The 13,059-nt window shown below is 58.9% G+C and carries 11 protein-coding genes; 5 read left to right on the top strand and 6 right to left on the bottom strand.

Going from position 1 to position 13,059, the window contains the following annotated elements:
• Positions 1-49: 49 nt before the first annotated feature.
• Positions 50-1,471, bottom strand: coding sequence for a MocR-like pyridoxine biosynthesis transcription factor PdxR (pdxR, locus tag ACFSYH_RS00835; protein WP_377464540.1), 1,422 nt, complete (start codon positions 1,469-1,471; stop codon positions 50-52).
• Between the two features lie 169 nt (positions 1,472-1,640).
• Here pdxR and pdxS point away from each other — a divergent pair, with 169 nt between their 5' ends.
• Together pdxS and pdxT are read left to right on the top strand one after the other, a co-directional pair.
• Positions 1,641-2,579, top strand: coding sequence for a pyridoxal 5'-phosphate synthase lyase subunit PdxS (gene pdxS / locus ACFSYH_RS00830; protein WP_377464539.1), 939 nt, complete (start codon positions 1,641-1,643; stop codon positions 2,577-2,579).
• On the top strand, positions 2,576-3,289 hold the full coding sequence (gene pdxT / locus ACFSYH_RS00825; RefSeq protein ID WP_377464538.1) for a pyridoxal 5'-phosphate synthase glutaminase subunit PdxT: 714 nt from the start codon (positions 2,576-2,578) through the stop codon (positions 3,287-3,289). Before pdxS ends, pdxT begins: the two co-directional genes overlap by 4 nt.
• Positions 3,290-3,422: 133 nt before the next feature.
• Here the strand turns inward: pdxT and ACFSYH_RS00820 are convergent, their stop codons facing one another.
• Complete coding sequence (locus tag ACFSYH_RS00820) at positions 3,423-4,193, bottom strand: MerR family transcriptional regulator (RefSeq protein ID WP_377464537.1); 771 nt, start codon at positions 4,191-4,193, stop codon at positions 3,423-3,425.
• A gap of 121 nt (positions 4,194-4,314) precedes the next feature.
• Complete coding sequence (locus ACFSYH_RS00815; protein ID WP_377464536.1) at positions 4,315-5,151, bottom strand: DUF4352 domain-containing protein; 837 nt, start codon at positions 5,149-5,151, stop codon at positions 4,315-4,317.
• 161 nt (positions 5,152-5,312) lie between these two features.
• Between ACFSYH_RS00815 and ACFSYH_RS00810 the strand changes: the two genes are divergently transcribed.
• From ACFSYH_RS00810 to ACFSYH_RS00800, 3 genes are read left to right on the top strand one after another with little or no spacing between them, the layout of a single operon-like run.
• A complete protein-coding gene (locus tag ACFSYH_RS00810) occupies positions 5,313-6,680 on the top strand; it encodes a sensor histidine kinase (protein WP_377464535.1) in 1,368 nt (455 codons plus the stop codon).
• Positions 6,677-7,435: a response regulator transcription factor gene (locus ACFSYH_RS00805; RefSeq protein WP_377464533.1), complete on the top strand. Its 759-nt coding sequence runs from the start codon at positions 6,677-6,679 to the stop codon at positions 7,433-7,435. The genes ACFSYH_RS00810 and ACFSYH_RS00805 overlap by 4 nt, the downstream gene beginning before the upstream one ends.
• Positions 7,436-7,474: 39 nt before the next feature.
• Entirely contained in the window at positions 7,475-8,530 is a 1,056-nt protein-coding gene (locus ACFSYH_RS00800; protein WP_377464531.1) for a hypothetical protein, read from the top strand.
• Between the two features lie 58 nt (positions 8,531-8,588).
• Here the strand turns inward: ACFSYH_RS00800 and ACFSYH_RS00795 are convergent, their stop codons facing one another.
• Genes ACFSYH_RS00795 through ACFSYH_RS00785 form a run of 3 tightly spaced genes read right to left on the bottom strand, consistent with a single transcriptional unit; the run spans position 8,589 to position 13,020 of the window.
• Positions 8,589-9,533 (bottom strand): 3-oxoacyl-[acyl-carrier-protein] synthase III C-terminal domain-containing protein, encoded by a 945-nt coding sequence (locus ACFSYH_RS00795; RefSeq protein WP_377464530.1) that lies wholly within the window; start codon positions 9,531-9,533, stop codon positions 8,589-8,591.
• Positions 9,530-10,978, bottom strand: coding sequence for a F390 synthetase-related protein (locus ACFSYH_RS00790; RefSeq protein ID WP_377464528.1), 1,449 nt, complete (start codon positions 10,976-10,978; stop codon positions 9,530-9,532). Before ACFSYH_RS00790 ends, ACFSYH_RS00795 begins: the two co-directional genes overlap by 4 nt.
• Positions 10,975-13,020 carry an NAD-dependent epimerase/dehydratase family protein gene (locus ACFSYH_RS00785; protein ID WP_377464526.1) on the bottom strand — a complete coding sequence of 682 codons (2,046 nt, stop codon included), beginning with the start codon at positions 13,018-13,020 and terminating at the stop codon, positions 10,975-10,977. Before ACFSYH_RS00785 ends, ACFSYH_RS00790 begins: the two co-directional genes overlap by 4 nt.
• Positions 13,021-13,059: the final 39 nt, after the last annotated feature.

Here is a 13,059-nt window from a genome sequence, read left to right as displayed (position 1 = left end):
TTCAGGCAAAATCACCCACGCTCTCGATCCTCTTTCGATGCCTCTGGCGTCATGCATGCAGGGCATCGGCCAGAACCTGCAGCCCACGTTCGAGTTCTTCAAGCGGCACGTCACCGTATCCCAGCACAATTCCGTGGACGGGGGTTCGCCAGTATTCGGCGAGATCACCAACCTCCACGCCGTGGGCAAGGCATCGTTCCAGCACCCTCCGGGCTGCCACCTCCGAGTCAAGTTCAACGAGTGCCGTGGCACCCGCATACATCTGCGCGCCGTATGGTTCGAGTGCGCGTGCTGCGAGATTGCGCCGTCGCACGAGGTCGCGGCGGCGTTTGGTGATCTGTCGTCGTAGGCCACCCGATTCGAGATAGGCGGCAACCGCACGCTGCGCAATCGGCGAGGGGCTGATGCCCAGTTCGGAGCGCATTTGACGTAAAGGTTCATGCAGCGCACTGGGCACGATCAGGTAGCCGATACGCGCATCGGGCGTGAGTACCTGGCTGAACGTTCCGAGGTGAGCAACCGTATCCGGGGCCAGTTCCCACAGACTCGGCAGAACTGGGCCGATATGCCGGTATTCGGAGTCAAGGTCGTCCTCGATCACGATGGCCCCGCGCGCGGCGGCACGCGTCAGCAGTTCGAGTCGCCGGGGCGCCGGCATGGCTCCGCCACTCGGATACAGGTGGTTGGGCGTCACGAGCACGGCGTCGAGGTCGGGTAGGTTCTGGGCGAGGATTCCGTGTCGGTCCACGGACACCTGAACGGCGTGGGCGGGAGCGTATTCGATGACTTTCCGCAGGCCGGGATAGCCGGGGTGTTCAACTCCCACGCGTACGCTGTGCCCTGCGTCGAGCGAGTTGAGCAGTTGGAACAGGCCGTCGCGGGCCCCCGAGGTGATGAAGATGTCGTCTGGATCAACGAGCATGGATCGCATGAGTCGCAGGTGTTCGGCGATTGCTCGCCGCAGGCTCACGAGTCCCTGCACGGTGTCGGCGGGCGCGATTGGCTGGTTTTCGGCGGCGCTGCGCCAGGCTTCGCGCCAGGCGGAGTCGTTGACTCCTCTGTTTCTCCGAGTGGTTGGCCGCGGGTCGATGCTGGCTGTCTCTGATTGCCGACGATGTGGACGCGTTCTATTTTCTCCCCCACCCCTCGTGGTTGGCTGGGTTGAGTGGGGGATCTTTTCACTGGCCAGATCAGCGCGCACTGTCAGGTTCCGGGGTGTGGCCGCAACTGCATCGGCGTGAACGGTGGTTTTTCCGCCGGGCTTTGACACCAGGTAGCTTTCCGCAATGAGTTGATCGTAGGCGGCAACGACGGTTCCGCGGGCGATGCCGAGCCCTGCCGCGAGCGCCCTGGATGAGGGAACCGGTTCCCCCGCCTGGAGTGAGCCGTTCGCGATGAGCTCTCTGATGGCCGCAGCGATTTGAGCGGACACCGATGTTGGGGCGGTTCGGTCGAGCACGATGGGAAGCACCTGCTCATACTAACCAACTGGTCCAGTCAAAGTCGATCAAACCGGACCTTTTCATGGTCCAGTTTGATGGAGCATCCTTGAGACTGGTGTGCGCACCATCCGACCACCGGTCGGATGGTATCCACACTGCAAACAGATTATTCGTCATACCAGCGCCCGGAGCCCCAAAATGACTTCCACCCAAACCGAAGCAGCCAACACGAGCGACCAGATCGTCGCCAATCAGGACATCGTTCCAGCCAACCGCCTCAACACCGGGCTTGCGCGCATGCTCAAGGGCGGCGTCATCATGGATGTGGTCAACGCTGAACAGGCCAAGATCGCTGAGGACGCGGGAGCCGTTGCGGTCATGGCGCTTGAGCGCGTGCCCGCCGACATCCGCGCGCAGGGCGGCGTCGCGCGCATGAGCGACCCAGACCTAATCGACGGCATCATCGAGGCTGTCTCCATCCCAGTCATGGCGAAGGCTCGCATCGGGCACTTCGTGGAGGCTCAGGTGCTTGAGGCGCTCGGTGTCGACTACATCGACGAATCCGAAGTGCTCTCCCCCGCCGACTACATCCACCACATCAACAAGCGCGACTTCAACGTGCCATTCGTGTGTGGTGCCACCAACCTCGGTGAGGCCCTGCGCCGCATCACCGAGGGCGCCGCGATGATCCGCTCCAAGGGCGAGGCCGGAACCGGTGACGTCTCCGAGGCGATGAAGCACATCCGCACCATCACCGCAGAAATCGCACGCCTCACCTCCCTCGACGAAAACGAACTATTCGTTGCCGCCAAGGAACTCCAGGCACCATACGAGCTCGTGAAGAAGGTAGCCGCCGACGGCAAACTACCCGTCGTCCTGTTCGTTGCCGGTGGTGTGGCAACCCCCGCCGACGCCGCCATGATGATGCAGATGGGCGCCGACGGCGTGTTCGTCGGCTCCGGAATCTTCAAGTCCGGCAACCCGGAAGAGCGCGCCCGCGCAATCGTGCATGCAACCACCCACTTCAACGACCCAGCGGAGATCGCCAAGGTCTCCCGCGGCCTCGGCGAAGCGATGGTCGGCATCAACGTCGCCGACCTTCCAGCCCCACACCGTCTCGCTGAGCGCGGCTGGTGAGCATTGCGCCACAGGTTGGCGTGCTCGCACTGCAGGGCGCAGTGTCCGAGCACGCCGACCTCCTCACAACGCTCGGCGCATCGGTTGTCCCGGTGCGCCGCCCGTCTGATCTCTCCGGGCTATCGGGGCTGGTAATACCTGGTGGCGAGTCCACCGCCATCGCCCGGCTGGCCGCGCCCATGGGTTTGCTGCCGCTTGTGCGCGAGCGCATTGACGCCGGTTCGTTGGCGGTGCTTGGCACGTGCGCGGGTTTGATTCTGCTTGCCGACGAGGTGGTAGCACCCGGCCCGCTCTCCGGCTTTGACCGGGTGGGCGGGTTGGATGTGGTTGTCGCCCGCAATGCCTACGGCAACCAACTCGATTCCTTTGAGGCTTCGGTGCGGGTGTCGCTCTCCGATGCTTCTTCTGGAGTTCGGGATTCGGGCGTTAGTGCTTCGAGGACTGGTGATGCCGTGGGTACCGCTGACGCCTCCGGGCTTGATGGTAGTACTACCCGAACTGGCGAATCTACCGGTGACCAGAACGCGCACGTCGCATTCATTCGTGCACCACGCATCGAACAGGTCGGGCCACGCGCTCAGGCCATAGCCTGGCACGGTGACGAGGTTGTGGCGGTTGCCCAAGATCGCCTGATCGGAGCGACCTTCCATCCCGAGATCACGGGTGACCTCACCCTACACCGGGCCTTCCTGAAACTCGCCTCCCGCTGAGGTGACTGGCCCCTCACTGACCAGTCGATGGGTCGAAACTGGTCCGGGTGCACTTACTTTTTCAGTGCATGCGGACTAATTTCGGCCCATCGAGTTTAGGGGGATACGGAAAAGTGGGGACAGTCGCCCACCGTTAGTTGCGGATGCGGTGCAGCAGCGCGTCACGAACGAACACCGCGCCCGCTTCGCCGCCGTAGTTTGCCGCAAACCGAGGGTCAGCCGGATACATGTTCGCTAGCCCTTCAACATACTGGGCTACCTGCTCGGTGAACTCGCCACGCACAGCCGAAGCGCTGTAGGCCGGGGTTCCGGGGATACCGCAGAGCCATTCGATGTGGCGCTGCGCCAGTGCCTGCGCATTGCCCGATTCCGGTGATACGCCAGCCTCCCATGCCGCGATCCAGTCGCTGTTCAGCGATCGAACCTGGTTGTGGAATTCTTGCCGTTCACCTTCACTCAGTGATTTCCACCAGTTGTCGCCCTGCTTGTATGCATCGGCGCCCCAGCGGTCGGTGACCTCTTCCTTGTATTGCTCGTTGATGTTTTCGAGCGCTTCGTGAGCGTTCATTTTTGTTCCATTCTCTAGTGCCGTGATCGTCTGGTCGATTGTGACCAGCCGACGATCAAGCGCGTCGCGTTCTTTGCGCAGCGCAGCCGCGAGTGTCCGCAACGCTTGACCGTGTTCTTCTCCGTTTGTAAGCGCATGCTTGATGTCCTCAAGTGGCATCCCAAGCCGCCGCATCAGCAAGATGCGTTGCAGGACCAAAACCGACTGATCGTCGTAAAACCTGTAGCCATTCGCGCCAATGCGCGAGGGCTGCAGTAGCCCGCACTCGCCGTAATGCCGAAGCGTACGAGAGGTCGTGCCCGCGATCTGCGCGAGCTGTTTGATTGAGTACTCCATGCGTTTTCCCCTGTGGTGGGAACGAGCCCAGCCGATTGTTCCCACTCGCGAGAACAATCGGCCGGTCGAACAAAACGACTCTATAAGTTGACGTTACGTCAAGGTCAACTGTTTATGGAAACTATCTGGCGAGCAGTATGTCAACGGTTTGCGTGCCCCAAAAACCAGTCTGGGCTTGCAGGAGGTTGTCCTTGGCCTTCGCAACCTTCTCGGGAACATCGAACACAACGACGCCCTTCATGGTCAGGTCTGGGTTGAGATCTTCGCCAAGGAAGGAGTCATTGCCATCGGCGCTGTTCGCTACGAGGGATGCCACGGAGTCAGCTTCATACACCTTCTCGCCCTGCTTGAGTTTGAAGAAACTGCTGGTCACGAGCGACGAATCGTTGGAGTTGTTGGTGACTTCCAGTTCCACAACCAGGTAGGTCCCCTTGGCTTTTTCTGCCAAGAAACTTTCTCCCACGCTCTGCGCGGTCTTAGCGGAGAGAACCTTGTACGTCATGTCACCGGCCTCGGCGACGTCACCGATTTTGAAACCGGTTGGTTCCGGCTCTGGTTCGGGTTCAGGTTCCTGCGTTGCTGGCTCTTCGTCGGGGGTTTCTGTCTCGGTGGGCTCTTCCTGCGGTTCTTTGTTGTCGGCTTGCGTCTCGTTGTCTGTTGGGGACGGGCTTTGCGACGAGTTGGGTGCGGTTGGTGTGTTACCTTCACCCTCGCCGCCGCTCAGGTTAGCGATGACCACTATCGCAATCAGAGCGAAGATGACGGTGAGGATCTTGTGGCGGGCGAACCAGTTCTTCTCTTTTTGCGGTGGAACCGGTGATTGCTGAAACTGCTGTGGCGGATAGCCCACTGGCGGCTGCTGCGGGTAACCGGACGGTTGCTGGCCAGGTTGAGGACCTTGAGGGGAGTTGTTGGGGCTGTTGAAATTCTGTGGTGGGTCGAATGGATTGTTTCCCATGATCTGCCTTTGCTAGGTCGAAACTGTTGACGTTTCAATCCTGCGCTGACCGGCCTAGCGGTTTCTTCCTCCGTTCGGTCACACATGTTGCCTGATCGGTCAGTCTTTTACGACTAGGCGGAGGGTTTAGGAATGTCAGTGCCTAGCGGTATGGTCAGTGCATGTCCCAGTTTTACCCGCCCCCATCGTCGGACCCACACCCGATACCTCCGCTAGGTATGTCGCGCGGCTCGTATTCTGATGTGTTCCGGTCACCAATGCTTCCACCGCGTGAGGAGACTCTGTTTTCACGATGGACACCGGATTATCGCGTTGGGGTTTTTAACCTCCCCGTTGTTCGAGAGGAACTTAAACACGGGTTCACCTACGTACTGATCATCGCTGTCGGGTTCTGGGATTTGGGCCACGCTGCATTAGGGATCAGTTCAGATAATGTGCTGCTGATCTTGGTTGCGCTGACCGCTATACCTTTGGCCAGCTACATGCTGATTCTTCGGCGTAGTTTTCCCGTGTACGTGTTCACCATTGTCACCGCACTCGGACTGATCGCTTCGCTATCACCTCTAGCCTCACTAGTTGCGGCTACATGGGTGATCGCAAAAGGAACTTACCGCGAGGTCATCTATGCCATGTTCTTCTCGGCTGTTGCTGTAGCGGTCACAACGCTGTGGGATGCTTCTCGCCCACCCGGTGAGGCGATCTTTGATACGCGAAACTCTGAGACTGGCGAACTGACCGAAGCAACAGTGAGCTTCTACCTTGTTATTGCGATCCTGGGCTTAGCAATCACGTGGATTGTCGGGTTTGTGCGGCGTTCACAACAGCCCGCGCCCATTCCTGCGGAGCATGTCCGACAAGTCACCGAGCTTCAAGAGGATCTGAGCAGGCGTGACGAGCGGGAGGTTATTGCCCGGGAAATTCATGACACGGTCGCCCATCAGCTTTCCCATCTGTCATTGCAAACCGGAATGCTTGAGACCACAACGGAAGATCCAGAAGTGAGTGCAGCCGCGCAGGAGATGCGGCGCACGGTCCAAAGAACGCTCAACGAGATGCGCGGGCTAGTCGCATCGCTGCGTGATTCGTCCAGCGAAGGCTATACAGGTGTGCGCGAACGAAACCTCGGTGCCCTACACCAACTTATTGAACACGCCCGCGAATCTGGCGCGCTAATCAGCGCAAACATTGAGGTTGATATGGAATCGATGCCACCCGAAGTGGTCTCCCGTGCTGCCTTTCGCGTGACGCAGGAGTCCATCTCCAATGCGATGAAGTACTCGAACGGCACTCCGATTTTCGTCCGGGTATTCGCTGAACGCGGGAGCGGCATCTTCATTGAGGTCATCAATCAGGAAAGCCCTGACCGCGATGAGCGTGCCGCCATGTTGGGAACCGGGGCAGGGTTAGCCGGGATGAAGGAACGCGCAGAGAGCCTCGGGGGTAAGTTCAGTTACGGCTCCCTAGATGGTTTCTGGCGCACGACAACCCGACTTCCTTGGTCTCTCGACGAACCTGGAGTAACCCCGTGAATCACGAACCAGCCACGACACCACCTGCGCAGCCAGCCAACCTATTCGGCTCCGCCTCCAGCCAGTCCACGGAGTTTTCCGATACTTCATCCGCTTTAACCCGTACGATCCGCGTAGCCATCATCGATGACGATGATTTCGTGCGCAATGTGTTGTCCTCGTTCATCACGAAGGGCGGATGCGAGGTTGTTGGACAGGCTAAAGACGGCGATCAGGCGGTGGATTTGGTTCGCAGCACAGCGCCAGATGTTGTCATCATGGACGTTCGCATGGAGCGAATGGACGGCATCACTGCAACAGCATTCGTCAAGGAACTGCCTAATCCTCCGGGTGTTATCGCGCTGACGAGTTTCGACTCCGAGGCAACTATTTTGGATGCTGTCTCCGTTGGCGTTGATGGCTTCTTGGCCAAGGACTCAGACCCTGGGGAGTTTGTACGCGCTGTGCGCCGCGTAGCCGCTGGGGAAGGTTGGCTTTCACCGCGTGCTACCCGAGTGGTCATGGAATCCACTCGCCGTGGTGGTCGGGCAAACTCTGCAGCCGTTCAATCGAGAGTGAGTCTCTTGACCTCACGAGAGTTGGAAGCTGTCCGGTGGCTGGTCACTGAAGGTTGTTCGAATGCTGACATTGCCGCCAGTATGTTCATCTCTGAAACGTCAGTCAAAACCCATCTGGGTAACGCTGCCACAAAACTTGGAGCCAAGAATCGCACTCACCTCGCGGCGCTCGCCGTCCAAGCTGGACTAGCCAACTAACCTGTTGGGAAGAGGGCTTTCCTCTACGAAAGGATAGGCATGAAGAGGCTGAAGATTAGGGAGTCCCAAGGGATCGAAACCGTCGAGACTCTGGGAGCCGGTTGTCCATTTTTTGTCGTCGACAACTACTTCGCCTACTACGACCCACATCGTCAGGCACTGGTCAAACTAGCCCCAAAATCAGATCCGTCCATTGGCAACTGGCCACACTCACTCCTCGGTGAAGGAAAATACATACTCATCACCCGCTATCTACCCGGTGGGAAACCGAAGTATCTCGACCCTCCTGAAAACTTCCGGCTAGCCTTGAGAAACCTCCTCACCGGTGAAGTCACGGACTTACCCAAAACATTGCCTTACAACCCTCAATACAGGTACGCATTCACCACCGATATGCGGTACTGCTTCTACCGTAAAATCTGGGCCGACGACCCCAACCATCCGATCTTCAACCCACCAAGTGCGCTCGGCCACAACTTCGGCGAAATATATCGTAGCCTGCGCAATAACACCGATGTACACACTGGGTTATATCGCTGTGACCTCGCGACCGGAGAAACCGAAGAACTCTTCAAAGTTGATGGCACCGATATCGCCCACACACCAGCTCTCTCGATCAATCCACAAGGCACAACCGCGATAGTAAAAATACCCATCATCAAGCACGACCCTCCTACTGTCGCACACATCCAATATGACGTAACAAACCGCAAGATAGTACGAGTCCTCGATGACTACTACCTCAAAACTTCCACCGGATGGAACGCAGAGGGAACCAAATGCACCTTCGAAGAAACCAGACGATGGACAATGCGTATCCTTGATTTCGCTGAAAATATAGTCGAAGGTCGCGATCTCAACAAGGGTTTACACGAGCCTGGATCGGGTGCACAAGACGGAGCGATGTTCGTCCACGGGATCGCCAACGATGGGCGTGTCTACGCGAGCGGAGAAAAGGGAAAGACCCTCATCATCCAACTCATCGACATCAAAACAGGGGAACGCGAAGAACTCTTTCGCATCACCAGCGAAGAAATCAAATACGCCACGTTCGCGCAAAACACCAAGGACTTCTACCTCAAACCCGCCGACTAACGCCGGGACGAGTCCCCTTGCATCAACGCGAACGTAACCTCACCACGAACCAGGCCAGTCAGAGTTTCAGCAGCAACGCGTTGGCGGTGAGTCCGGCAGCGGTACCGCAAAGCATCACGGTTGAGCCGGGTCCAACCTTTCCGGCTTCGAGTGATTTGGCTAGCGCAAACGGGACTGAGCTCGACACCATGTTGCCGTAATCGTTCACGTAGTCTGCGTACTTGCCCTTCTCGATGCCAAGCTTCTGCATAATCAGTTCGAGCGCCCGGGATGCCTGATGCGGGATGACGTAGTCAATCTCCTCAAGGGTCACACCTGCCTTGGCGTAAAACCGGTCAAAGAACTTCGGCAAAATGCGGGCCATGCTCATTAAAGCTGCGCGGCCGTTCATGTCGAACAGATAGTCTGCGGCGTTCTCGTCGGAGAAATCGCGTCCCGGCAGCCCGGTACCACCACCGCGAATCTCAGTGTCGTGTGCGTGCTGAGGCCAGGTCTGTTGCAGTGAGGCGAGGATCCCCCTACCAGACTCTGCGGGAACAGGGCCAACCACAAACGCGACGGTCGCATCGGAGAACAACTCAAAGCTCTCACGCTGCTCGGAGTTGAGGAACTGACTTCCCACGTCACCCGCCACGATGAGAACGCGCGAGTACTCGCCATCTGCGATATATCGCGACGCAACATCGAGCGCGGTAATGAACGAGGTGCACGTTGAGTTCACGTCGAGCGCAGCAGCAGCCGCATGTGGCGCCAGTTTCTCCATGACCAGCGCGGCAGTGCACGGAATCGGTTGAATGTCCGCGGCAACCGCCCCGATTATGCAGTCGAGGTCTTCGGGTAGCAAACCTGCGTGAGCAAGGGCTTTCTCCCCTGCCGCCACGAGCATGTCACGGTGGACGTAGGTTGAGTCAAACCTGTATCTCGTTGCACCGTCAAACGTAACTGTCGTGCTCGGGAGCACGTATCCGTACCCAAGGATTTCGATGCTACGGGCAATTTTCATGATAAAAATGCCCTTTCTACGCGGCGCATTTTTGCGCTGGTATCGCGCGTGTAGGTGTGGTAGTTGATAGTGAGTTGTCCGAGGTTGAATCGGTTAAGTAGTACTGTGAGTTCAGTGTGGACGGAGTCTTCACACACTAACCGCGCAACACCAGATTGGGGCCTAAGGTAGACGTCAATCGCACCGGGTTCTCGCTGCACGATCCGATATTCCTCAACACCATCGGCATACAGCATGGCCCGCGAAACCATGTCCGCGTAGATGGTTGCGCTGTAATCGTCAGCATCGGTGAGTTCGAGGGTGTCCCCCGAGCGCCCTTCAATCCGATCAATAGCTGTGGCAGGGTTTCCACACAGGCATTTTCCTTGCTTTTCGACGAGTATGTCACCGAGTCTGTATCGCACGATGGGTTGGGTGGTGCGTCGGTAGTCGGTGACGATGGGGATAAACCGGTGAGAATCGACGTACTGTTTTTCAAAGATCGCGGCGTCTTCGTTGAGGTGCATCGTTCCGTACTGGCAGGTAACCCCAAGGAGTCCTTCGGTGCACTGGTAGATCTGGTGGATGATGTCGTGCTTGAACACCCGTTTGAAGTAGCGTTCGTCAATGGGTTCGAGGACTTCGGCTGCCGTGAAGATTTTTTGTGGCGCTACTGAGATGGTTCCCGCTTCTTGGGCTGCGGCAATGTCCCTGAGCACAGAGGGTGGTGCAACCAGAATCGTGGGTTGCAGGGCGTTCAGTGCCGCTAGGTTTTCGGTGAGTGGCTTATATATGTCGAAGTATTCGAAGTGCACTGCCCGCGAACCAATGGAGTCATACAGTTGGTTTCCCGCACGCAGGAACAGGGCGATCTTGTGTCCTAGGATTTTCCCTTTGGGCAGCGCGAGCGCGAGAATCGTTCCGGCCCATTCAGCGCGTTCAGCCTTACTGACCACAAACAGTCCGCGATGCCCTGACGTGCCGGAAGACAGCCCCACTGAGATTCCATCCATGTCGGCGGAGAAGTCTCGATCTTTCTCGCTGCGTATGGCGACCTCAAGTGCGGTATCTCGATCGAGTCCAGCGGTGTTGAGCTCGTTGAAGTGGTCCATCATCGTGGGCTTGTCCATGACCGGCAACGTTTCAACCAGTTCCCGCAGGGCAGCATCCTGTGCACTGTTCTCCACGATGAACGCCGGTACCGCGCTGCCTCTGGACCCAAGCTTAGCCCCAGACCCAGCCAGGGATTCGATATCTGATGCAGCCCCACAGCCAGACTGAGTCACGCGCAAGTGTTCAGCAATGTAAGGCGAGTTCTCCTCCCAGAACCGAACCTGCCTCCTTAACCCCGCGAGTTGGGCCTTCCTCAGCGCCGCAACGTCCCGGTATCTAGCTCCCCATCGAACCCGCGCAAAGTGCCGCACCACACCGAGTTTGAAGGCCAACTGCTCCGTAAACCCACTCATAGCCACCCCACGCTGCCGCCCGATGCGCTGCCGCCCGATGCACTGCCGTCAGACTGAGGCAGATATGAGTCGTGGCTATACAGAACAGTGATGTCACCTGAGCGTGAGAGCTCATCGAGTTCCTGGGCCGTGCGAATGTACGTCTTCGCATCATCCTGAATGAACTTAGGCACGGGCTTCATATCGGCGCATCGCCCCGCCAGATCAGCACCCCAAGCGGCGTCACCTGCAAGCAGTATCTTCCCCTCCACGAATCCGCCAACATGCCCCAGCGCGTGGCCGGGAAGTGGCGTGATCAGGTATGTTCCGTCCCCGAACAGATCGTAACCGCGCAGAGGGCCGACCGTGGTGGATGAAAGAGCCGTATCGTCGACAATCTGGAGCCGCGACTCGAACCAATCGGGCAGCAACTCACTAAATACGCCGTCCTTGACGCGTGAGGCGCGCACCTTGCGCGCGAGCCCGGCCGAGACAACGAACGTGGCGTGTGGGAAGAATTGGACACCGCCGATGTGGTCGGGGTGCCCGTGGGAGAGGACGACGTGGCTGATCGATTCGGGAGCGATTCCAGCGGCGCGTAACTGCTGGTCGATCACCTGTTCGCGGGCGACTACGGGCGGCAGGAGTTTCCCGTACGCCCACCCTTTGAAACCCGCCAAACTCAGCGTGTGCTCCCCACGAGCGCCACCGCTGCCAACAGCACGGGCACCGCGGCCCGGGTGTGGGGCGTATCCGGTGTCGAAGAGGACTCGATGCCCGCCCGGGTGTTCGTACAGGAATACCCCTGATGGGAAGGTGCGGCGTTCTTTTGCCCCGCCAGAGAACATCTGGGAGGGTGTGTGGTGGGTATGCCCGCAGGCGAAGTATTTGAGTCGGTGGTCATTGGGGATAGGCCCGCTCTGGGGAGCATCCACCGACTCCGGTTTCCGCAGCAGATCCTGAGCGAACGCCGCGATAGATTCCTCGATACTCACGCGGGGCTCATAACTCAGGTCGGCCCGAGCAGCGGAAATGTCTAGGGTTTGCGAATGGGCGATCGTGGACACCGTGTAGACGGTCACGGGCGGCTCGGGGTTGCCGGGAAGCCGAGAGAACACCGATTCCACTGCTCCGGCCACCGCATACAGCGCCTTGGCGTTGGCGTTCCAGTACCGCCCAGTTTTACCCAACTGGTCCATGAGGAGGTCGAGGAGTTCCTTGAGCGGACGCGGGTCACCATTGGTGATGTTGAAGACCCGGCCGTTGCTGTGCGGGGTCGACACCGCGAGCCGCAGTGCCAGTGCCACGTTCTCTACCGAGGTCAGGTCAACCACGTTTGAGCCGCCACGGAACAGTGGGATGCCGAGCCGGTCGTTGACGCGCAGCAGGCGCGGGATAACGCTGGTGTCCCCAACACCGATCAACCCACGCGGCCGGATGATCACGAGTTCGGGCAGATCTCCTTGTGCGTGCGCTTGTTGGAGCAGTTCTTCGGCGCGGATTTTGGAGGCAATGTAGTGGTTGAGGTGGTTGTTCGGGTCAAACTCGGATTCGCGGATGTTCAGCCGGTCGCGCCGTGCACTGTAAACGCTGGGCGAGGACACGAAAACGATCCGGGAGATGTTGTTGCGTTGCGCGAACTTGAGGACGTTGCGGGTTCCTGCGACGTTGGCTTCCTCGAACTCGGCCTCGTGGCCCCACGGCGAGGACAGTCCGGCGCAGTGGATGATCGCGTCCACCTTGGGGAGGCCAGCCCGCGGGGTGTCACCCCGCAAGGAGCCAGACCGCGCGTGGTCCCCGTCAAAGGGGCCGTTGTTTAGGACCGCATCGTGCGGAAGGCCACCGTGTGGGAGGTCAGCCGAACCCAGGTCAGCGAGCGTGGTGATGAGCGGCTCGACCTCGGGCGGGTTGGTTTCGCGCAACGCCGCAGCGCTTCGGGCCATAGCAATCACGTGATAGCCGTACGCCAACAGCTCACGGGTCACATGCCTGCCCAAAAATCCGTTCGCGCCAGTGACGACCACCTGAGGCCGGACGGATGTTTCGGATTCGCTTCCTACCATGAGCGCAATCATACGCACGCGCGCTCTCCTGCGGATGCG

Source organism: Populibacterium corticicola (assembly GCF_042683685.1).
GTDB classification, from domain to species: Bacteria; Actinomycetota; Actinomycetes; order Actinomycetales; family Cellulomonadaceae; genus Timonella; species Timonella corticicola.
This window is presented reverse-complemented; position numbering and strand designations above follow the sequence as displayed.

Coding starts and splice junctions, on each gene's coding strand:
- pdxS (WP_377464539.1), top strand. CDS start 1,641: ATGACTTCCACCCAAACCGAAGCAGCCAACACGAGCGACCAGATCGTC.
- ACFSYH_RS00820 (WP_377464537.1), bottom strand. CDS start 4,193: ATGGAGTACTCAATCAAACAGCTCGCGCAGATCGCGGGCACGACCTCT.
- ACFSYH_RS00815 (WP_377464536.1), bottom strand. CDS start 5,151: ATGGGAAACAATCCATTCGACCCACCACAGAATTTCAACAGCCCCAAC.
- ACFSYH_RS00810 (WP_377464535.1), top strand. CDS start 5,313: ATGTCCCAGTTTTACCCGCCCCCATCGTCGGACCCACACCCGATACCT.
- ACFSYH_RS00800 (WP_377464531.1), top strand. CDS start 7,475: ATGAAGAGGCTGAAGATTAGGGAGTCCCAAGGGATCGAAACCGTCGAG.
- ACFSYH_RS00795 (WP_377464530.1), bottom strand. CDS start 9,533: ATGAAAATTGCCCGTAGCATCGAAATCCTTGGGTACGGATACGTGCTC.
- ACFSYH_RS00790 (WP_377464528.1), bottom strand. CDS start 10,978: ATGAGTGGGTTTACGGAGCAGTTGGCCTTCAAACTCGGTGTGGTGCGG.
- ACFSYH_RS00785 (WP_377464526.1), bottom strand. CDS start 13,020: ATGGTAGGAAGCGAATCCGAAACATCCGTCCGGCCTCAGGTGGTCGTC.